The following is a 21,848-nucleotide window of genomic DNA, read 5'->3' as shown; positions in this document are numbered from 1 at the left end:
TTTCATGTACTTTTGTAGAATATAAGATGCGCCTCGGACAAGCTCAAGCAAGCTTGGCTTTTCTCTCGGCTTTCATTATATTTGTAGTATAAAATTATCACATGCAAAAATATCTGTATATCATCTTGCTATCGGCACTGACTTTGGCATGCGGTTCCGGAACCAGGAATAATAATGAAGGAAAGCGGATGCTGACGGTGACTATTGAACCTCAACGTTACTTCCTCGATCAGATCGTAGGCAATGCATTTGCAATCAATACGCTCGTGCCTCCCGGATCAAGCCCTGAGACATATGAGCCGGCCCCTTCAGTAATGGTTGATATGGCGAAGAGCGATATCTATTTTATGGTGGGTGATCTCGGTTTTGAGAATGCCTGGAGCAAACGCCTCGCGGAAAATAACCCGAATGTAGCTATCGTAAATTGTTCGGAAGGTATTGAGAGGATGGAAGGGTATGACCACAGCCATGATCAGGAACATGACCACGCACACGATCATGATCACCATCATGGAGACATCACAGCACATGTGCATGCCCATAGTGGTGTAGATCCGCATGTATGGTCGTCACCCCGGGTCGTAAAGGTTTTGGTCCGGAATATGCTGGAAGCGGTCGTGAAATTAGATCCTGATAATGAAGAGACATTCCGGACCAATTTTGATACATTGTCGGTAAAAATAGAACGGACAGACAGCCTGATCCGTGATTTGCTGAAAGATGCCCCCTCAAAGTCATTTATCATTTATCATCCCGCATTGGGCTATTTTGCACGCGATTATGGCCTGCATCAGATAAGTATTGAGTTCGAGGGGAAAAGCCCTTCTCCTTCGCAGATTAAAGAAATTGTAGACGTCGCCCGAAAGGAAAAGATCAATACTATTTTTATAGAGCGTGGTTTTGACACGAAGAATGCATCCGTAATTGCACAGGAGATTGGTGCGGAGGTGTTTGAGATTGATCCGCTCAGGTATGAGTGGGATGAAGAATTGCTGAGGATTGCCACCATTTTAGCCCGTGAGACGGATGAGTAAACTGATCGACATAACAAACCTTACAGTTGGTTACGAGAACAAACCGAATGTGCTAAAGGATATCAACCTAACTATCTATCAGGATGATTTCCTCGGTATTATCGGACCGAATGGAGGAGGGAAGACTACCCTTTTGAGAACTATTCTCGGATTGATAAAACCTCAGTCGGGTTCCGTCACTTTCTACGATAAGGGTAAAAAAACAGCCTCAATTAATATTGGTTATCTCCCTCAGATAAACCGGATTGATAAAAAGTTTCCCATCTCCGTATCGGAGGTGATCCTGTCAGGTTTAACGCCGGGAAACAATATTTTCAAGAGATATTCTTCTGCGGACAGGCAAAAGGTAAAAGAGGTGGCAGAGAGGCTTGGAATAGAAGAATTGCTGTCGCGTGCGATTGGAGATCTTTCGGGGGGACAGTTACAACGTGTGTTGCTGGGAAGGGCCATTGTCGACAATCCGAAACTGATCATTCTGGATGAGCCGAGTACCTATGTGGATAAGCTGTTTGAGACCAATTTTTATAAATTGCTGGGCGATATCAATAAAGAGATTGCGATTGTATTGGTTTCGCATGATGTAGGGACGATTATCTCTCTTGTGAAGAATATCGCCTGTGTGAATCAGGGATTGCATTATCATCCGGGTACCGATATATCTCAGGAATGGCTGCTGAATGCTTATGAGTCGTGTCCCATCGAGATACTCGGTCATGGATCTCTGCCTCACCGTGTGCTGCTGGAGCATGATCATCAGGAAGGCGGATCACATATACATCAATAGAGATGGGAGATACGATTTGGATTATCCTGGCCGGTCTACTGTTGCTCGTAGGAGCTGTAGGGACTGTTGCACCGATACTTCCCGGCCCTCCTTTGAGTTGGGGAGGATTGCTGGCATTGAAGTTCATTCCCTCTACACAAGATGATATCTCTTGGACAGCCATTATTGTCCTGGGAGTATTGACAGTCGTGGTCACTATTATTGACAATATTCTGCCGGTCTGGGGTACAAAAAAGATGGGAGGTAATAAACAGGTGGTCTGGGGCGCTACTATCGGTCTGCTGGTAGGTTTCTTCCTGGGGCCGTGGGGTATTATTTTTGGCCCGTTTGTGGGCGCTTTCGCCGGAGGGCTGCTTTCCGGAACACAATTTATACACGCTGTTAAACAGGCTACCGGCGCCTTTGTCGGTTATATTACAGGGCTCGTGCTCAAATTGGTGACAGTCGGTTTGATTATCTTCTTTTTCGTGAGAACGCTTGTCATTTGAAAAGATTGCTTATCCTTTCTACAGACTCCGGAGCCCGAGTGGGCAGTGTAAAAACCTGTTTTCATGGGTACAAAAAAGACCGGTAACAATTACCGGCCTTTATTCAATATAAATTTTTCCTGCTTTTATCTTTGTATTATCTCTGGCTGATGAGGTATTCCGCGATCTGAACGGCATTGAGTGCGGCTCCTTTACGGATCTGATCCGATACAGTCCAGAAAGTCAATCCATTTTCATTGGCAAGATCCTTACGGATACGTCCTACATAGACAGGATCTTTTCCTGAAAGTCCCAACGGCATAGGATATTCTTTGGCAGCCGGGTTATCGATCACCTCTACCCCTTTGGCTTTGCTGAATGCTTCCCGTGCTTCCTCTACAGAAATAGGACGTTCGGTTTCGATCCAGATGGCTTCCGAATGCGCACGCATTACAGGTACCCGTACACAAGTTGCACTTACCTCTATATTGGAGTGCATGATCTTGCGTGTTTCATTGTACATCTTCATCTCCTCTTTTGTATATCCGTTATCGGTAAAGACATCTACCTGAGGGATCAGATTGTATGCAAGCTGATAGGCGAACTTGGAAACAGTCGGTTCTTCACCGTTCGCTAATTGCTTGTACTGGTCTTCCAGTTCCTGCATGGCTGCCGCACCGGCTCCCGAAGCGGCCTGGTAAGTAGCTACGTGCGCCCTTTTGATATGAGCGATCTCTTCAATTGCCTGTAGTGCTACTACCAATTGTGCGGTAGTACAGTTGGGATTGGCGATGATACCGCGAGGGCTGTTCAGCGCATCTTCCGCATTAACTTCCGGAACGACCAAAGGTACATCATCCTGCATACGGAATGCGCTGGAGTTGTCGATCATGATAGCTCCGTGCTTGGTGATGGTTTCGGCAAATTCCAGTGAAGTACCTCCACCTGCAGAGACGAATGCAATATCAACCTCTTTAAAATCGTCGTTGTGTTGCAATTCTTTCACTTCGACCTGTTTACCTCTGAAGTTATATGTTGTTCCGGCACTTCTCGACGAACCGAATAACAGGAGTTCGTCCAACGGGAAATTTCTTTCATCCAGTACGCGGAGTAATTCCTGACCTACAGCTCCGCTGGTACCTACAATAGCGATCTTCATATGATTATACGTTTTTTAAAGAGTAAAGAACAAAACCTAAAAACACTTTTACTATATCTAAACCGCAAAGATATAAAAAAGCATGTAAATGTAGCAAAATGAAGAGATTTAACGATAGTGAAAATTTATTTGATAGCGATTTTCCGGGTGAATTTGTCGATTTTTATGATGTAATAACCTTTCGGAAGGGATAAAATGTATTGATTAGTACCTGCTTTTACGCGACGATTATATACTTTTGCTCCCATGATATTGTATATTTCGAGTACTCCATCTTCTGGAAGATTCTCAATGATAAGCTGGCTCCCTGTCAGTTTGATGGTAGTTTTATCTTGTGGATCTTCCCAATTTTGAGATCCCTGTCGTTTTTGTATTTGCGTAGTATTCTGAAGTTTTTCGGTATGTTGAAATCCTTCTCTGTTTTGCATATTCACAGTATCCGGGGAGACAAGTCTGTTTTGCAGTCCCTCCATACCAGCCCCGCCCGAATCTCCCTGTGCAAACAAGGGTAAACCGGCTCCCGAGATCAGGTATATCATCAAAAGGAAGGAATAACATCTCTTCATAAGAGGTCCCATTTGTACTGCAAAAGTATAAAAAAATGTAAAACTTTACATGTTTTGATCTGTTTATTTTGTAATACGCAAGTTTTTAGATGTCTCTGTTTTTCTTAGACGGTTAAATTTACCGAAATAATTCAATATGGGCATCGGCCAATTTAGGCATGGCTCCGTGTTGCTGGCATACATACGCCGACACTTCAACAGCGAACTGGTGAGCTTCTGTGATTGGTTTCCCATTCATAAATGCAGCTACAAATGCTGCCGTGAATGAGTCTCCCGCACCTACCGTATCGGCCACATGTACTTTAGGCGTGGGTTGATAGGATGTTCCTTCACCGTTGAAAACAAAGCTGCCCTCGGTACCTTTGGTGAGGATTACAATATTGAGTGCAAACTTCTTTAGTAACTGCACGCATATTTTCTGTTCGTCCGCCTCCTTCCATCCGTACAGATCGGCTAAAACCTTTATCTCGTCGTCGTTTATCTTTAACACATTCGATATCTTTAAGGATTCCTCGATGATGTTTTTCGAGTAAAAATGTTGACGCAGATTGATATCGAAAATTTTTATACAGTCCGCAGGAACGCTTTTCAGGAATTTTTTTATCGTCTCCCGCGATGTTTTGTTGCGTTGAGCCAGAGAACCGAAGCAAACCGCGGAAGTCCTCTTTGCCAGATTCTCGGTACGTTTGGTAAACGGGATATTATCCCATGCCACGTTCTCGCAGATCTCATACTGAGGAATACCTGCGCCACTAAGCGTAACCTGTACTGTTCCCGTCGGATAATCGGTAGTTTCAATCAGATAGTTGAGATTTTTCTCTTCCAGGGAATTGAGTATTTCCTTTCCTAAGAGATCATTTCCCACAGCGCTGAGAGCGTAACCGTTAAAGCCGAACTGCGACACATGATACGCGAAATTAGCGGGTGCTCCGCCCAATATCTTCCGTTCAGGAAATACATCCCAGAGTATTTCCCCAAGTCCAACTATTATTTTGTTCATATGATTATTTTATTTTTATTCTACCGTTTCTTGCTTTATTGCGTTTATAATCATTTTAATATTTCTGATAAATACCGACAATGTTAAGTATCAAAATTGCCGGTAATCCCAAACAATCTTTCCTATCCGGGGTTTATTTTAGTTCCATACCGACTTTACAGAAAAAACCTGTAAATCTTTCACTTCAATGTTATTTCCCCAAAAATGGAATCCCTCTTTGTTATTTGTATCGGGTTTTCTCTCCATGGAGTAGGAATATGCCCCATCATCGATAAATACTTCTATTGAAGTACGATCGATATATATATCGGCAGAAAGTTCCATGCTGGTCATATCCTCAGGAGAATAAAATACACCGTTGATCGTGTTAGAATTCATATCATATCCCACAATGCGTTGGCCAAACAGATTAAAGCCTGCATCTGTAGCATGTGATAATTTAATTCTAGTTTTAATACGCAGACAATCTGTATTATAAAACTCTTTCAACAGATCATTAGCTTTGTCAGAGGTAAGATTTTGCCAATCACGGACAGGAGTAAAAAGCGTTTCTGTTTCTTTTACGGGTAGATTAAACAGACGAGGGCCATCTTTTGTCGTACGCAGTGTCAGCTCGGTAGGCAGCAACATCATTCCGTTGAAAGGCATCTCCGGGTGACTGATGCGTCCCCATCCCACTTGTATGCGCCTGCTGTCAGGCATATTAGTGAAAGTTTGGGCTGCATAAATAGCACCTGTCGTGTACTGATATTTACCCTTTTCAGGTGTAAATACTTTTCCGTCGAATGATCCGAGCATGTATGTTCCCGAAGCTCCATACATCACCCATTTGGTGTTATTGGGATTTCCGTCGACAGGAAGTTCGAATAACTCCGGACATTCCCAGAATCCTGTGACATGGCTTTCATATTTCCAGTCTTTCAGGTTAGATGAGGTATAGATAGAATGTCCGTCACGTTCATTAAGAACCATTACCCAATGTTTGCCGGGTGTATACCAAAATACTTTAGGGTCACGTGTATCCTTACTGTTCCATATATGCCTGGAGTCTATTACGGGGTTTGCCTCATATTTAGTGAAAGTACGTCCTTTGTCGAGACTATAAGCAATACACTGTACCTGCTTATCCGCTCCGGCAGCGGTATAAATTGCTATCATAGCCGGTGTTTTGCCTTTGTTATATCCGGCTGTGTTGTCATAATCCATTACCGCAGAACCGGAAAACATTCCTCCCAAATGATCAGGATACAGGGCGCTGGGCAGTTCTTCCCAATGTACAAGGTCTTTGCTGACAGCATGTCCCCAGTGCATATTTTCCCACTCGCGCTCGTACGGATTGTGCTGATAAAACAAATGATATTCTCCGTCATAGTATATAAGACCATTCGGATCATTGATCCACCCGCGGCGAGTTGTGAAATGGAATTGAGGACGATTCTTTTCTTTATACAGATTGTCCTGCCCTACGATCACATCATCCTGGAATATCTTGTTTAACCCCTCACTGTTCCCATCGTAACTGATTGTTAAAGTTTTACCTTTCAAATGAGAAACATCTTTAAATACCCAGTAGTCCGCATTACCGGCGGCAAGGCGTATCACTACCGACAAGTCCGGTTCCCCATCTACTTTGAAGGTCATTTTACTCCGATCCTGATCATGCGAAACAGGCAGGTTCAGATACTGCTTATCGATCTTGATTTTTATTTCTTCTGCCGACAGGGAAAGCCCTGCAAAGAGAAAAACACATACGGCTGCTATTTTTAGAGTCAAAGAATTCATACGATTTTTTTAGGTTTGATAATTTGGTAACTGAATAATTAATCAACAAATTAGCACATCATCACATTATCACATCGGAGCTTATCCTTTTTTAAGTTTGAATGTGAGGAATATCAGGTAAACCACACCCACTGTCAGGACAATGAGTGCTCCCGTCTGTGAAGCCATCGTGTCGGAAAGCAACCCCATCAGTAAAGGGAAAACCGTTCCGCCGAAAAGCCCCATGATCATCAGGCCCGATACTTCGTTTTTCTTTTCGGGCATATACAACATCGCTTTCGACAGGATTATCGGGAAGATATTGGAATTACCCAATCCTACCAGGGCAATGGAGATGTAAATGAACGTAAGATTGTTGAATATGAAAAGTCCGGCCATTGAAAGCACCATCAACGCAACGCTTATGGCAAAGAATTTTTTTGCTGAGTAACGTGCCAGTACAAAGGCGCCGGTAAAACATCCGATAGTGCGGAACAGAAAATAAAGACTGGTGGCGAATCCGGCATCGGCAAGCGGCATCCCTAACCGCTCCATGAGTATCTTCGGAGCGGTTACGTTCACGCCCACATCGATACCTACGTGGCACATGATTCCCAGAAACGAAAGTAGTATTGTTTTATCACCCAACAAAGCGAAGCACTGCAAGAAAGTAGACGTTTTACCACCTGTCTCTTCTTCTTTTATCTGCGTAATACCCAGCCAAAGTGTGGCCAGTACTGCTACCGCCATAAAAATAGGGAAAAGAAGCTTCCAGTCGCCCAGACTTGCAGCAGCCCAGGCAGCTATCAGCGGAGCGGTGAATGACGCTATTGCCTTCACGAATTGTCCCAGTGTGAGCGAACTTGCCAGCTTATCCCCTTTCACTATATTCGATAACAAGGGGTTGATAGACACCTGCATCAGCGTGTTTCCTATACCAAGCAAGGAAAAAGATATGAGCATCGATACAAAACTGTAACTCACAACCGGGATCAGCAAGGCTGCAGCCGTTACTACCAAACTCAACAGCACCGTTTTTCTTCGTCCTATCTTATTCATCAGCATCCCCGTGGGAACGGAGAAGATAAGGAACCAGAAAAAAACCATTGAGGGAAAAAGGTTAGCTACCGTGTCCGACAGATCGAAATCGGCTTTCACGTAATTAGTCGCAATGCCCACCAGATCGACAAATCCCATGGCGAAAAACGCCAGCATGACGGGAACCACTCTTAGAAATACTTTTTCTTGTTTTATCGTGTTCATACTATTACTTTATTTTTCCTTGCCTGTTTCATAATCAATTTCAATTCTCTTTTGATTTTAGAGGGATCCGGGATGTCAGACTTTAATTATCCTTTTCACATTTCCACATTATCACTCTTCACTCCTGGTTTTTCACCTTTCACTTTTTCACTTTTAGTTTTTCACTTACTCCGAATCGGATACACATTTATACTACTGATTGTCACTTCTTCATCGCTTTCGAAAGAAAGGGAGTTATAGGGTTCTGTAGGGAAGATGCTGTTGGTCTGCACCAACTCACCGTCGTTTACAAAACATTCCACCGATGCTCTGTCAACAAAAATCCTGATTTGGTAGCTCTTTTTCTTTACAAGAGGCGCTTTGATGGTTTCCGATGCAAAGTTATCAGAAAAATCAACAATTCCGCTTTTCGACCGGTCGATGCCGAATACGCCCTTTTCGGGATCGAAACTGAACACTGTCCTTTCGCCCTTCCCGTTGGCTAATATAAAGCTGAAGACAGAGGCACTGCCGGCCTCAATATCCATCTCTATCTCAAAGGAACCCGTGTTTCCTTCCGTCAGATTGTCTATCGTATGCGATTTGTTGACTGTGAATGCATCTATCTTCTTTGTATTTCCACGTAAAGCATTCACCTCTTCTGCCGGTGGGTTGGCTACAACAAGGTGTTCACCGTTATGTGCCAGCTTCAGCTCGCGGGGCAGCGTACTGGCTCCCTTGAAATGAACCGGCGGGATATGGTTGGCATAGTCCCAGTTATTCATCCATCCGATAAACAATTTGCGTCCGTCAGATTCGGGAATATTGCTCCAGGTTACGCCTGCATAGTTATCACGTCCGTAATCCAGCCAGAGAGGATAAGGGAGTGCGTCGGGTTTAAAAGTTTTTCCATCGAAATCACCGATGAAATACTGTGTGGCGCTTCCGCCATTGGGTCCGCCGGGATTGATACTCACAAAAAGTACCCATTTGGTCTGTCCGTTATATGTGAGAGGGAACAGGTCGGGACACTCCCACACACCGCCGTGTGCGCCTATGCCTTCACCGAATTCGCTGAGTTTATCCCATTCTTTCAGGTTATCCGAGCCGTAGAAAGAGATAGTCTGTCCGGTTGCCAGCGCCATTATCCATTGGTTCGTAGCGTTGTGCCAAAATACTTTCGGGTCACGGAAATCGGGATAGCTCAAATCGCTCAACACGGGATTTTCCTCGTATGTGGTAAATGTACGTCCATTGTCGAGGCTGTAAGCGATTGATTGGGTCTGAATTTTTCCTGCCGAAGTATAGATGGCGATCATCGCGTCATTGCCGAAACCGGCTGTATTGTCTTTGTCAATTACCGCGCTTCCCGAGAAAATTGAGCCGAGAGAATCGGGTGCCAATGCGAACGGCAGATGCTCCCATGAAACCAGGTCTTTCGATACGGCATGTCCCCAGTGCATGTTTGCCCAGCGCGACCCGTAAGGGTTGTATTGGTAAAACAGATGATATTCGCCGTTGTGATACACCATTCCGTTGGGATCGTTCATCCAGCCGTATTTTGGTGTAAAGTGATAAAGCGGACGATAGGTTTCATTGTAATCGAACTCGAAGCTGTCGGATTGCTTTATGCGGGAAAAACCGATATCCGTTTTATTTACGTGCTCAAACGTGAGCGTGACTTTCCGGTCTTTGTATTTCGATACGTCGATGGGTATCCAGTAGTCTGTTTTCGTCTGCGAAACACGGATATACATCGGTTCACCTATCTTTTCACCATCCACTGAGAGTTGTACGACCGACTCCGGAGCGTTGTCCTCAACAGGTATCAGGATATAATTTCCGGTTACGTCAAAATTTATTGTATTTCCCGCGGAGCAAGCACATAACAGGAATGCACTGCATCCTAATAATAAATGTAAAATTTTCTTCATAACTTTCTATCTATGTGATCTTTTTGATTCTTGTAAAGTATAATCAGGGTGTTTCCCGGATTGTTATTTCCGTAACTTTAATAGTTCCGTTGTCTGAGAAGATTGTCCAGGGATTTTGATTCATCTTGTAAATACGGTTTGTAAATGCAGTATTGTTATTCACATATACTACGGCTATTGACTTTTCGATAATAATCTTTACGTCAAAAACCTTATTCTGCGGAACGACAAGTGGGGTAAAATTCAGCTCTTTCCTGTTTGAACCTGTTTCGTTGTACATAAACAGGGAAGGCATGTTCCAGCGATTGTTCGGCGTCAGATCGAAGGAGACTGAATATACTTCCGATAAATCATCGCACACTCCGAAAGAAAACCCGAAATGATCCGATTCCGATGCGTCAATTTTCATCGAGATTTTAACCGGGCCGTTATTCCTGTTGAACAGTGCGTAGCTTCTCCCGGAGGCTTGAGCGGTAATGTTGTATGAGCCGTTATTGCCTGATACATTTCCTTCTGATTTTATTTTTTCGAATTCGACTTTCCGATTGAATTTTGCATCTACAGCCTCGGGTATTACCGGATATAGATGTCCGTTTGCCTGTTGCACAATCTTATGTGTTATCAATGATCCCGCCCAATCCAGTTCATTGTTGTTGTTTACCGTTCCTCCGGTTGAGCACCAACCCGACAAGTAGCGGTTTGTACCGTCACCCGCCGTTTTTGCGGCATAAAGGTATAATCCGTCAAAAGTCTCGTGGCGTCCTGAAGCGTCTTCGCTTCTCCTCCACGGCCCGTCGGGTGAGTTGGCTATACGGTAAAATGTCTTACGATGTTCATCGCGGTTGATGCGTGAAAAGACCAGGTACCATTTATCGCCTATTCTGAAAATGTCGGGACATTCCAGAATTTCGGAATCCGTTTGAATTTCATATATCGCCGGATTATCGGAAGTCGTTGCCATTAAAGGTTCAATCAATGACCAGTTTATCAGGTCGGATGATGTATAGCGTGCAAGCGCCCCTTTTCCCTCTTTGCGTGTAGTAACAAGCATTACATATTTTTCGCGGGTCTCATCCCAGTACACATGCGGGTCACGGAAATTATTCCGGTCAAATCCGTTTGGCGCCTGAAAGGTGGCCGAAGGTTGCTTCGTCCAGTTCAGTAAATCGGCAGATGTGGCAAGCATCACTTTCTCGGCAGGGTCAAGATTGCTGTTGTGTCCGGTATAATAGCCATAATAGGTATTTTCCGCTTTGATAAAACTACCGGTTCCTATCCATTCCTCCTGACTGCCTGTGGCGCCTGCCGGTAGCGCCTGTATAAAACCGTCGAAAGTGGCGTAATCTGCAGTTCTTGTCAGATAGACGGGATGGTTGTTGGCATTTTCGTAAAGGTAAAACAGGTAGAACCTTTTTTCATCGGCGTTGTAATACGGCATGGGGTCGCCTACATAACCCTGCTCCGGCTTGTAGAATGTTTGATACGTGCCGGATTCCTGTGGGTTCCTGCACGTGGTGGACATATCTACGGTCGGCTCACCGGGCTCAGGTTCAGGAATTATGTCATTACCGCCATTACATCCTGCCAACAAGTGTGAGAAGAGTAAAACCGGAAGTAAATACATTTGTCGTTTCATATACCTGTTTTATGTTGAGTACGTGGAGGACATTATTGCCCTGCCACGTACAAAAATACATATTTTACTTAATTTTTAGGGATCGCTTTCAATTCGTCCCAATACATACGATGTGTCGTGAAAGCTACAGGCTCACCATTAGGATGTTCATGCGGCATCACCAGGATATTGTTAATTATCGCCGTACGATTCTCCGGGATATTGAACACCAATTCCTGCCATTCGCCAAGATGATCTTCGGAATACCAGGCCCTCAGCCAGTCTTTGTTGGCTTCACCATCGGACTGAATTTCGAGTTGCACATCTCCTGCGACCTCTTTCAGTATCATAACCGAGAAACGGTCGTATTCGGCAGGGTCGATGTTTACTTTATTGTCATTCCACAAAGCTCCTCCATGCCAGCCTTCCCCGGTAACTGCATCCCGTACAAAAGAGGCGCAGAAAGGTGTATTATTGATACCGCCGGTATTTGGGTTAGGATAAGGACTGTCTATGGTAACCACTAAGCCGTCCCAATGCGGGATTATATTTTCGCCGTTGTAAATAAGCAATGGCAGTTTGGGTTCTTCTCCCGGGATCACGGTCACGGAATAGGTGAATGTTTCTCCCTGGTAAGCAAGTGTGTAGGTGACAGGCGAAGTGAAATCAATAAAACTACCCGGCTCAGGCGATATCACGGCGCCGTCTGTGTACTCTATCACAGGGCTTAGTTCAGTCACGTCCGTCCCTTCCGGAAGATAAATCACGATACTGTTGTCGTCCTGATTGATGATACCGTTCCGGTTTCCGATACGGAAAGAAGTGATCTCTGCTTTGATTTCCATCACCGTTACCCGATACGTATTGTACAGATTGCCATTGAATACCCGGTATTCTATGGGGGTATTTGCTGAAAAAGTGAAGTTCTGCGCTTCACCGGAAGCCGGTGATACTGTTGCGTTCGCGGGTAATGTGATGACAGGAGCCACAGCCGACAGGTCAGTACCTGAAGGCACCAGAACGGTAATCGTTCCATTGTCGTTATTGATGATCCCTTCCACATTATTGACTTTGAATGAGAGGATATCCACATCAGCCGTCAGGTCGAGTGAATCACCTTTGTCGTCATTGCAGGCAGTGAAAATGCCGCCTAAGAATATGATGAGCGTTAAACTTATGTTTTTTAATGTCTTCATACGATTCAAATTTAATTTTTCGTGTGATATGGGAAACTATTTTATTTTAGTATCCCGGATTCTGTTCGTACATGAACTTACTCAACCTGATTTGTGCCTCGGGGATGGGTAGGTATTCATGTTGATCCGCATTAAACTGGGCGGAAGAATAATAGGGTCTGCGTGTTCTTTCCGCGTTATAATACTGATTCATGGCTTGTTCGGCAATTCCCCAGCGTACAAGATCGAAGAAACGGCCGTTTTCCATTGCCAATTCCAGGCGGCGCTCCCAACGTAAAGCCTGACGGGCAAAAGGTTCGTCCCATGTGCAGTTTATACCGTCCCTGTATGTGTCGATATTCATTCTGTCTGTCGCGTAATCAACAAAAGCCGTGCTGTTTCTTGCCCGCGTGCGCACCTGGTTGATCAACGGCAACGCTTCCGATGACCGGTGTAGTTCAATCAGCGCTTCGGCACGCATCAGCAGTACATCGGCAAAGCGGATCAGTATACGGTTCTTTGAATTGGCGTAAAAAGGTACCATCGGTATAAAACAATCGCAATCGGGATCTACATTTTCTTTCAGCGAAGCATAAAAATAATAATCTGCAGGGTTCCGGTTCCAACTTTCCTCATAAATACGATCGGAATTGTATTTGTATGGAAGACCGGGAATAGCTACGGTATGAAAGAGCCGTGGATCGTACTGTTCCTGCGTACTGTACTGATCCAGTGTATTGTAGTTTTCGAGCGGCAGTCCGTTTCCTGTCGTACGGAAAGCATTCACGAGACTTTGGCTTGGTTTATTGAAATCGCAGCAGCCCAGTCCCATCGGTACCGAAAGCAAGTCGGAAAAATTCAGGCGTCCAAATCTTGTTCCGTCGTCTTTAGAGTATTGAACCGAAAACAGCGCTTCGGGGCCATTCTCATAACTTCCCGGCAGGAAATTGAATGCAAAATCAGGCTCCAGTGTATAACCCGACGAAAGCACGATCTCCGTATTGTCCAGTACTTTTTGCAGATCCGCCTGATCGATACCGGTTACAGCATGCTTTTCAGGATCATCTTGCCGATAAGCTTTATACAGGTAGGTTTTAGCCAGATAGGCTGCTGCGGCTGGTTTACTGGCACGTCCTGTTTCAGCTTGGACATCCGGTAGGTGATCGACGGCATACTGGAAGTCATCGGCTATTTTCTGCCACAACCCATCGTTGGTCAATGCCCTGTTGGAAATGGTCTCATACTCATCCACCGGTGTATTTTCGTCCACATAAGGCACATACTTGAACAGTATTTTTAACAAAAAGTAAAAGTGTCCGCGCAGGAAACGCGCTTCACCCAATTTCTCCTCTTTGTTATCGAGGTTTTCGGCTTCCTGTATGGCGCGAATAGCGTTATTGGCGCGTGAAATGGCGATATAGCACTGAAACCATAAGCGATCCACTTCGCCAAAATTCGGCATTATATTGTTCGACACTTCAAAAAAGTGGAACACCTGTATGTCCTGTGGGCCGGAACCTCCTTTATAAGCATCGTCCGAGCGGACTGTCCCGTATGGCCACAGACTGAGAGGGACATCGTAATGGTCGTTACCCAAAGCCGAATAGGCGGCTGTCAATAATCTTTCCGGGTCGTTTACCTGATCGGAGCTCAATACGCCCTTGGGAGTTTCATTCAGAAAATCGGCACATCCCGACATAAGAACGATGACTACAACTATTGAGATGATTTTATTTAATTGCATATTATAATAATGATTTAACATGTGTAACGATAAAAATTAAAATATTACGTTCAATCCCACAGTCCATGTGGTAGGAATAGGATAACCCCACCCTGCGTTTTCGGGATCTACCCCCGTAAAGTCTTTCGATTTCACGGTAAACAGATTCTGTCCGCTGACATAAAAGCGCAAACGGCTCATTTTCATTTTTGAAACAACAGTTGCCGGTAGCGTATAGCCCAGGGATAAATTGCGTAATTTCATGTAGGAACCGTCTTCGATGAAATAAGTCGAAAAACGCCCTTCGTCGTTAGTATTGATCGTTTGCAAAGCAGGGATAGTCGACCCTGTGTTTTGCGGCGTCCAGGCATCCAGCAGACGCCTTCCCTTGTTGGAATTGACATCATCCACACTCCAGAAATCCGTCTGTGCTTTGAGCCAGTTATGCACATCAATACCCTGTACACCCTGGAAATAAGCGGTGAGGTCGAAACCCTTGTACTGAAGGGCTATATTCAGACTATATGAAAAATCGGGATGCGGACTGCCTATCCATGTACGGTCTAAATCGTTGATCTCATTATCTTCGTCATTTACGTTTTTGTAGCGTATGCGTCCGATACCTTTGCCGGTCTGATTCACATGTGCATCCACTTCTTCCTGGTTTTGGAAGATACCATCGGCAACATAACCGTAGAAAGAGCCTAAAGGACGACCGATAATGTTGTCACCTGGCCGACCGCCATAAGAGTTCTCTACAGATTCGGGCAGATAAGTGACCTTGTTTTTATATGTCGAAATAACTCCGGTAATGTCGTATTCCAACCCGAACGGAGTGCTGTTTTTGTAACCTGCGGAAAAATCAAACCCCCGGTTTTCCATCGAAGCGCCGTTGGCCCAACGATAGCCTCCTTCACCCACAATACCGATATAAGCGGGATTGATCAACATATCTTTAGTAGCCTTGATATACCAATCGATAGAACCGTAAAGGCTTTGGTTGAAGAGTAAGAAATCCAGCCCGATATTGGTCTGTTCGGTAGTTTCCCATTTCAGGTCATCGTTTTCGGTCTGGATTTTCCGGTATCCTGAAGGCAGATTGCCCGAACCCGATCCCGCAAGGTCGTATGCCGTACCATCTATGATATTCCAGGTCGGGTCTCCGATACCGTATTCAGGAACGAAGAGCGCGTAAGTCGCAAGATTATCGATACCCTGGTTTCCTGTCTGTCCCCAGCCGAAGCGTAATTTCAGGTCGGAAATGTAATCTTTGGTATTTTCCATAAAATTTTCTTCCGAAATCCTCCAACCGGCTGTTACGGCAGGAAAAGTGGCAAAACGGTTATTTCTTCCGAAGCGGGAAGAGCCATCCTGCCGGATAGTAAACGAGGCAAGGTAACGGTCGTTATAGGAATAGTTGGCTTTTCCGAAATAGGAAAGCAGGGAAAACCCTGTTGAGCCACCGCCAACAGATGCGGTTCCGGTACTTACGCCGGGCCACATATATTCGGGTGTTTCGATGGCAAAAGCACCTTCTCCCGAAGTATAAGCGTTAAAGTTTATGTCGCTTTGCCGGTTCATTTCCACACCTGCCAACACATCGAACCTGTGACTGTCAATTGTTTTCTGATAAGTGGCGGTATTCGACCATGTCCATCTCATCCAATGGCCCTGTTCCATATTTACCGCCGTATTGTCGCTGTTCATGAAGCCCGAGCGGTAGGAATGTACCATATGACGTTTATAGAAATTGCCGTAATCAATGCCATAGCTTGTGCGAAGGTGTAAATCCCTGATTATTTCCAGATCGGCATATGTATTTCCGAACAAACGCCAATAAGCGTAGGCATTATTCCGATTGTCATAAAGCAGGCGCATAGGATTATGGCGGTCGTTCATGCCTCTGGAGGGTCCACCCCAGCCTTCACCGTCTATCGTGTGTACCGGTATCATGGGTAATGCCTTTAAAGAAAGGTCGAGGACATCGCCCGGCGCCTGTACTTCACTTGTCCTGTTCAATGTGAAATTTTCACCGATAACCAACCTGCCGTCAAACAATTTATAATCGGTATTGATACGTGCCGAAATACGGTTGAAGTCGGTATGCTTAAGCGTTCCGTCGTTGTAAAAATACCCCAGGGACAAAAAGGAACTGCTTTTTTCGGTAGCCGAACTAAGAGACATGTTATACGATTGGATCAACCCGGTTTTGGATATTTCATTAAACCAATCGGTGTCAGAAGCAAGCATTGTCCGGTCATTATCAACATATTTAGCCAGATAAATATTATTGAGTTGGGGGTGTCCGTTGGTATCGTAACCCCAATCGAAGCTGTAACCGATATTGTTGCTGTTCGGATTACCGCCTCCGTTTACCGATGCCTGCCACAAAGCCTGTCCGTATTCGCGCGCATTGAGCACCTCCATGCGGTTATTAAAATAAGTGCTCGTGAGAAAAGCATCGAAAGTCAGTTGGATTCTTCCGGCCTGTCCCTTTTTGGTAGTAATAATGATAACCCCGTTGGCGGCACGTGAGCCGTAGATACTTGCAGAGGAAGCGTCGCGAAGAACCTGAATACTTTCAATATCGTTTGAATTAAGCTCGTGCATACCGCCTTGCGTGGGTACACCATCAATAATATAAAGGGGATTCTGGTCGCTGTTGAGGGAGCTGATGCCGCGAACACGCACGGTAGCTGCTCCGCTCGGATTGCCATCGGCGCTGATGGTCATACCGGGGACACGTCCCTGAAGTGCTTTCATCGGATTGTTCTCTGCAACGGACAATATATCTTCCACGCTTACCACCGAAACGGCTCCCGTTAAATCAGCCTTACGCTGCGTGATATATCCTACCGCTACTACTTCATCGAGCAACTGCATATCTTCGGTCATTGTGATATTCAATACCGTTTGCCCGTCAATAGGTATTTCTAATGTTTCAAAACCAATGTAGGAAATAACCAATACATCGGTTCGACCCGCTTCCAGACTAAAGTTACCATCTATATCGGTTACGGTTCCCACGTTTTTTCCTTTTATAAGGACATTTGCCCCGATAACAGGCTCCGAATCGGTAGCGGATACTATGTTTCCCCGGATCGTAATTTCTTGTCCCCATGATAAAAAGGGGAGAGCCAGGAAAATCAATAAAATCGATAGTTTTTCTAACATCTTCTTCATCTCTGGTTTTAAAATTAAAATTATATATATAGACTATGCTTTTATTCCTATACATTCGTTCTGAATAAAGAAATAGATTCTTCCGTTTTATAGGGGAGGGCTTAAATGCAGAATGTGTTTCATCGTAAAGAAAACAGTATTCGCCGGATGATGATTCCCCTGATATATTAAAATGGTAATAAAAACAGTTCTCCTTACTTCACAATGTTATGCTGTTATGCTCACAAATAATTATTGTTGAAAACAGGTTTTATTTCCGGGTACAATGATAGATGCGGAGCCTGGATTTGCCAATAAAAAATGTAACGAAGGCTGTCAAATTTGTAAACGAAGAGTAAATAAACAGCCTGGATTTCAATGATGATACAGAAATGTAACAAAAATGATAAGGAATAGAGGTTGTTCCCGGGGCTGTTTTCAGGATTTAGGAGTGTGTGTGGTATGAATTCCGCAAGTGCGGTTACTTTTTTTCCATGTATTCGGAAGGAGTCATGTTAAAAACGTCTTTGAAACATTTCGAGAAATATGCCGGAGAGGAAAAGCCGGTCTGATAGGCGACCTCGCTGACGGAAAAACGGCGTTTGTCAAGTAGTTCCACAGCTTTGCTCAGCCTGAAGTTGCGCAGATAATCAACAGGAGTCAGTCCGGATATCTCCTTTATTTTCCGGTATAGATGAACGCGCGAAATATTCAGTTCTTCACTTAGCTTTTCTACTGATATGTCGGTTTTTGCATACGACGTTTCCAGTAGCGAGATAAATTGGGAGATAAAGATTTCATCGCTGCTGTCAATTTTCTTGTCGTTCTCGATTATCGGAATGCCGCCTGTTTGCATCGTCTGCATAAACTTCCTTTGCAGACGACGGCGTTCTTCGAGTAACCGTATGATTTTTACCTTTACATATTCTATATGGAATGGCTTGCGGATATAATCGTCGGCTCCTTCGGCAATACCATACATTCGCTGGTCTATTTCTCCTAATGCTGTAAGAAGGATGACCGGGATATCCGACAGTACAGGTGAAGCCTTGATTTTTTTACATAGCTCGAAACCATTCATCCATGGCATCAACACATCACTCAGAACAAGGGTTATGTTTGTCTGCTTTTCCATAAGCTGCAATGCTTCCAGTCCGTTTTCTGCTGTCAGTACATGAAAGTTTTCCGACAGTTCTTCCGAGAGGTATTCCCTGATTCCTTGGTCATCCTCCACAATAAGGACCGTGTAATTATACTTCCTTCCTGTTATCTCCCTTGTCTTTTCAGCATCGATAATTGATTCTGCCCCAGATTCCAAAATCTCGTTTTGGTTTTCCATTAAGCTGTATTCAGGCAGATGGTGTTTACCGGCAGGGATTTCAATAGTGAATACCGTTTTTTTTCCGGGATCGCTTTCCACACTAATTTTACCACCGTGCATTTTCACAAATTCCTGCGTAAGGTGGAGCCCTATGCCGGTACCCGTCTTATTGTCGCTACTATCGGTATAGAAACGATCGAAAACAAGCGGCAGTTTATCCTTGCTTATTCCGGTCCCATTGTCACTGACGGATATGGATATCTTTTCGTTGTAACAGTGCATATCCACAGCTATTGTTCCGTTATCATGCGTAAATTTAAAAGCATTTGACAATAGATTCACCAGTATCTTTTCCATCTTATCGGCATCGAACCATAATTGGGCAGAAGGTTTGTTTGAAGTGAATGAATAGTGGATGTTTCTGGTTTCGGCCAGTTCGTCGAAAAGTGATTTTACGGTTGAGGTGAACGAGACGATATCTTTGTTACTAACGTTGAGTTGTGTTTTATCACTTTCAATTTTCTGAAAGTCGAGCAATTGGTTAATGATCCGGGTCAGTCTGTCGGTATTTTTTTTCATGCGTGTCAGATCGGCAAGTAAAGCCGGGTCCTGCACGTTTTTGATCCATTTCTCCAGGGGGCTGACGATCAGCGTGAGTGGGGTTCTTACCTCGTGCGACACGTTCATAAAAAATCGCACTTTCTGATCGTTTACCTCTTTAATTTTTTCATTAAGAATAATCAATTGCTGTTTCTGATGCTCTATCTCATCGTTTTTCAACCGGAGCTGACTATTCCTGCGCTTTATCTTCCTGTTGATATAAAAGATATAGATCGAAAAAAGGAAGAGCAATCCAGCCAGCAAAAGAATAAGAATTAAAGAATGCCGAAGTATACTGAATTCGTTTACAATAGATTCAAGGTTTTTCCTTTGTTGCTCTATTCTGTTTTGATAATTAATGAGTTGGTCGGATTGTAATAAGAGGGTCTGCGCCGTAGGCTTGTCTATAATTCTCGTGCCTTCGAGGATATATTGTTTTTCTACAGGTTGTCCTGTGAGTATCTTCATAGCTACCTTGATGACTTCATCTCCACCGGTGGGATAGAGGAACGATGCGTCGATCCGACCATCGGCAACGGCTTCTAATCCCGCATCCTTACCGAAAGCCCCGTCAACTCCCATTATTTTTATTTTCGGTATAAGGGATGAATCCCTTTTGATAATTGCTTCTCTGGCACCTATCGCCATTACATCATTATGGGCATACACAAGATCGATGTTTTCATAGCTCGGCAGTTTTTCAGTTTCATCACGGGCAATCTCACGCCGCCATTTCCCTTCTATCGATATGATGTTGAAACCCTTCGACTTGTCCAACCCATCAATAAAACCCTGATGACGCTCTATGGCGGGAGAAGTAGTTTTTGTCCCCCATATTTCAAGGATGGTAGCACTGTCAGGTAACAGGGAACTGGCATGTTGTCCTGCCATCTTCCCAATCTCATAACTATCGCCACCAACGTAAGAGGTATATTCGTCGGAATTTATTTTCCTGTCGGCGATAATCGTGGGGATACCCGCCCGGTACGCTTCTACGGCAATCGGAGTAAGGCTGTCGGATTCATTGGGTGAGATAATAAGCACATCTACCTTCCTGTTGATCAATTCCCTGATCTGGCGGATCTGCTTCTGATTATTCTCCTCCGCATCCATGACAATGATATCAATATTTTCATAATTCGATACCTCGATGTTCATTTCCACCATCATGGCCTGCCTCCATACATCGTCCATCATACATTGGGAGAAACCTATAGTATATCTTTTTTCGGTATTATCCTGGCAAGAAAGTAAAAGTAGCAGGAAAAACAGAACTGAAATTATGCTATTAAATTTATGCATATAATTGGCCGATTAAAACAAAATGATATATATGCTGGTTTTACACTGTTCCTGGGATGTTATGATACAAATTTATAAAAATAAATTATTATAATTCAAAAACTTTTCCTTCAGCGGCAAGCTCAGTGTTAGGGAATACAGCGACAGCCTCTTTTAAAAGGGTTCCCAGTTCATTATAGCGGGAAGAATAATGGCCGATCACCAATTGCCTTGCATTGGCTGCTCTCGCTATTTCTGCTGCCTGGCGTGCCGTTGAGTGATAAGTTTCTCCGGCACGTATCAGTTCACTTTCGGCAAAGGTGGCTTCGTGATATAACAGATCCACATTTTTTATATAGGGGACGATTTCGGGTGCATAGGCGGTATCGGAACAATAAGCGTATCTGCGTGGAGGATTACCTGGCGATGTAAGTATGTCGTTTCGGATGATAGTGCCGTCAGACGTGATAAAATCGGCACCCTCTTTAATTTCCGGGATTTGTTTCAGGGGGATTTGGTAAAGATCGATCATCTCGCGGATAATATGCCGGGGTGATTCTTTCTCCTCGAAAAGAAACCCGTTTGTAGCAATGCGGTGTTTTAACGGGAAAGAAAATATTCTGATCGACTTGTTTTCGAACAGGAGTTCCTGCCGTTCAGGATTTAGTGGAAACAGTTTTATCCTGAATGACATATGTTTTCCCATATAGATCAAAAACGGCTTTATCAATAGGTTAATCTCTTTATGTGCGTAGATATGCAGATCGCCTGTCCTCCCCAACATGCTGAGCGTGGAGAGTAGTCCGGGTAATCCGAAAATATGATCGCCATGCAGGTGAGAAATGAACAGGCTGTGAAGTTTACTGATCCGGGCCTTGAACTTCCTCATCTGAAGCTGTGTTCCCTCACCGCAATCAATCATGAACAGTTTTTCATTCAGATCCACTAATTGCGACGGCGGATTGTGCATTGTGGTAGGTAGAGCAGAACCGCAGCCTAGTATAGTTACCTGAAATTTATTCAT

General features: G+C 44.2%; 15 protein-coding genes. 3 read left to right on the top strand and 12 right to left on the bottom strand.

All coding sequences use genetic code 11. The annotated features are described in order from the left end of the window. The first annotated feature begins 101 nt into the window (after window positions 1-101). Genes U2P89_RS14425 through U2P89_RS14415 form a run of 3 tightly spaced genes read left to right on the top strand, consistent with a single transcriptional unit; the run spans window position 102 to window position 2,306 of the window. Window positions 102-1,034, top strand: a complete 933-nt coding sequence (locus U2P89_RS14425) for a metal ABC transporter solute-binding protein, Zn/Mn family (RefSeq protein ID WP_322191728.1) — start codon at window positions 102-104, stop codon at window positions 1,032-1,034. Next, entirely contained in the window at window positions 1,027-1,818 is a 792-nt protein-coding gene (locus U2P89_RS14420) for a metal ABC transporter ATP-binding protein (protein WP_322191727.1), read from the top strand. Before U2P89_RS14425 ends, U2P89_RS14420 begins: the two co-directional genes overlap by 8 nt. Before the next feature lie 2 nt (window positions 1,819-1,820). Next, complete coding sequence (locus U2P89_RS14415; RefSeq protein WP_019540144.1) at window positions 1,821-2,306, top strand: DUF456 domain-containing protein; 486 nt, start codon at window positions 1,821-1,823, stop codon at window positions 2,304-2,306. A 136-nt stretch (window positions 2,307-2,442) separates the two neighbouring features. Here U2P89_RS14415 and U2P89_RS14410 read toward each other — a convergent pair whose 3' ends face one another. From U2P89_RS14410 to U2P89_RS14355, 12 genes are all read right to left on the bottom strand, one after another. Next, window positions 2,443-3,444 (bottom strand): aspartate-semialdehyde dehydrogenase, encoded by a 1,002-nt coding sequence (locus U2P89_RS14410; protein WP_322191726.1) that lies wholly within the window; start codon window positions 3,442-3,444, stop codon window positions 2,443-2,445. 125 nt (window positions 3,445-3,569) lie between these two features. Continuing rightward, the gene (locus U2P89_RS14405) at window positions 3,570-4,010 is read right to left on the bottom strand and encodes a T9SS type A sorting domain-containing protein (RefSeq protein ID WP_322191725.1); all 441 of its coding nucleotides are present in this window, start codon (window positions 4,008-4,010) and stop codon (window positions 3,570-3,572) included. Window positions 4,011-4,128: 118 nt separating this feature from the next. Further along, window positions 4,129-5,010 carry a carbohydrate kinase gene (locus U2P89_RS14400; protein WP_322191724.1) on the bottom strand — a complete coding sequence of 294 codons (882 nt, stop codon included), beginning with the start codon at window positions 5,008-5,010 and terminating at the stop codon, window positions 4,129-4,131. Between the two features lie 138 nt (window positions 5,011-5,148). Continuing rightward, on the bottom strand, window positions 5,149-6,792 hold the full coding sequence (locus U2P89_RS14395) for a GH32 C-terminal domain-containing protein (protein ID WP_322191723.1): 1,644 nt from the start codon (window positions 6,790-6,792) through the stop codon (window positions 5,149-5,151). Window positions 6,793-6,873: 81 nt separating this feature from the next. Continuing rightward, entirely contained in the window at window positions 6,874-8,034 is a 1,161-nt protein-coding gene (locus U2P89_RS14390) for an MFS transporter (RefSeq protein WP_322191722.1), read from the bottom strand. Between the two features lie 161 nt (window positions 8,035-8,195). Continuing rightward, window positions 8,196-9,947, bottom strand: coding sequence for a GH32 C-terminal domain-containing protein (locus U2P89_RS14385; RefSeq protein ID WP_019540150.1), 1,752 nt, complete (start codon window positions 9,945-9,947; stop codon window positions 8,196-8,198). Window positions 9,948-9,990: 43 nt separating this feature from the next. Continuing rightward, window positions 9,991-11,583, bottom strand: coding sequence for a glycoside hydrolase family 32 protein (locus U2P89_RS14380; RefSeq protein ID WP_322191721.1), 1,593 nt, complete (start codon window positions 11,581-11,583; stop codon window positions 9,991-9,993). A gap of 68 nt (window positions 11,584-11,651) precedes the next feature. After that, complete coding sequence (locus U2P89_RS14375; protein WP_322191720.1) at window positions 11,652-12,758, bottom strand: hypothetical protein; 1,107 nt, start codon at window positions 12,756-12,758, stop codon at window positions 11,652-11,654. Window positions 12,759-12,804: 46 nt separating this feature from the next. Next, a complete protein-coding gene (locus tag U2P89_RS14370; protein WP_322191719.1) occupies window positions 12,805-14,481 on the bottom strand; it encodes a RagB/SusD family nutrient uptake outer membrane protein in 1,677 nt (558 codons plus the stop codon). Between the two features lie 36 nt (window positions 14,482-14,517). After that, window positions 14,518-17,643 carry a TonB-dependent receptor gene (locus U2P89_RS14365; protein ID WP_322191718.1) on the bottom strand — a complete coding sequence of 1,042 codons (3,126 nt, stop codon included), beginning with the start codon at window positions 17,641-17,643 and terminating at the stop codon, window positions 14,518-14,520. Between the two features lie 460 nt (window positions 17,644-18,103). After that, a complete protein-coding gene (locus tag U2P89_RS14360) occupies window positions 18,104-20,845 on the bottom strand; it encodes a substrate-binding domain-containing protein (protein ID WP_416188645.1) in 2,742 nt (913 codons plus the stop codon). A gap of 88 nt (window positions 20,846-20,933) precedes the next feature. Beyond that, window positions 20,934-21,848, bottom strand: a complete 915-nt coding sequence (locus tag U2P89_RS14355; RefSeq protein WP_322191716.1) for a ribonuclease Z — start codon at window positions 21,846-21,848, stop codon at window positions 20,934-20,936.

It is taken from the genome of Proteiniphilum sp., assembly GCF_034331125.1.
Classification (GTDB): domain Bacteria; phylum Bacteroidota; class Bacteroidia; order Bacteroidales; family Dysgonomonadaceae; genus Proteiniphilum; species Proteiniphilum saccharofermentans.
Note: the sequence above shows the minus strand (reverse complement) of the source record. Positions and strands in the feature narration are given on the sequence as shown.

Bases quoted from the DNA above. Each gene is read 5' to 3' on its own strand.
- U2P89_RS14405 (WP_322191725.1), bottom strand. From the start codon at position 4,010: ATGAAGAGATGTTATTCCTTCCTTTTGATGATATACCTGATCTCGGGA.
- U2P89_RS14365 (WP_322191718.1), bottom strand. From the start codon at position 17,643: ATGAAGAAGATGTTAGAAAAACTATCGATTTTATTGATTTTCCTGGCT.
- U2P89_RS14410 (WP_322191726.1), bottom strand. From the start codon at position 3,444: ATGAAGATCGCTATTGTAGGTACCAGCGGAGCTGTAGGTCAGGAATTA.
- U2P89_RS14395 (WP_322191723.1), bottom strand. From the start codon at position 6,792: ATGAATTCTTTGACTCTAAAAATAGCAGCCGTATGTGTTTTTCTCTTT.
- U2P89_RS14370 (WP_322191719.1), bottom strand. From the start codon at position 14,481: ATGCAATTAAATAAAATCATCTCAATAGTTGTAGTCATCGTTCTTATG.
- U2P89_RS14420 (WP_322191727.1), top strand. From the start codon at position 1,027: ATGAGTAAACTGATCGACATAACAAACCTTACAGTTGGTTACGAGAAC.
- U2P89_RS14425 (WP_322191728.1), top strand. From the start codon at position 102: ATGCAAAAATATCTGTATATCATCTTGCTATCGGCACTGACTTTGGCA.
- U2P89_RS14400 (WP_322191724.1), bottom strand. From the start codon at position 5,010: ATGAACAAAATAATAGTTGGACTTGGGGAAATACTCTGGGATGTATTT.
- U2P89_RS14375 (WP_322191720.1), bottom strand. From the start codon at position 12,758: ATGAAGACATTAAAAAACATAAGTTTAACGCTCATCATATTCTTAGGC.
- U2P89_RS14380 (WP_322191721.1), bottom strand. From the start codon at position 11,583: ATGAAACGACAAATGTATTTACTTCCGGTTTTACTCTTCTCACACTTG.
- U2P89_RS14385 (WP_019540150.1), bottom strand. From the start codon at position 9,947: ATGAAGAAAATTTTACATTTATTATTAGGATGCAGTGCATTCCTGTTA.
- U2P89_RS14360 (WP_416188645.1), bottom strand. From the start codon at position 20,845: ATGCATAAATTTAATAGCATAATTTCAGTTCTGTTTTTCCTGCTACTT.
- U2P89_RS14355 (WP_322191716.1), bottom strand. From the start codon at position 21,848: ATGAATAAATTTCAGGTAACTATACTAGGCTGCGGTTCTGCTCTACCT.
- U2P89_RS14390 (WP_322191722.1), bottom strand. From the start codon at position 8,034: ATGAACACGATAAAACAAGAAAAAGTATTTCTAAGAGTGGTTCCCGTC.
- U2P89_RS14415 (WP_019540144.1), top strand. From the start codon at position 1,821: ATGGGAGATACGATTTGGATTATCCTGGCCGGTCTACTGTTGCTCGTA.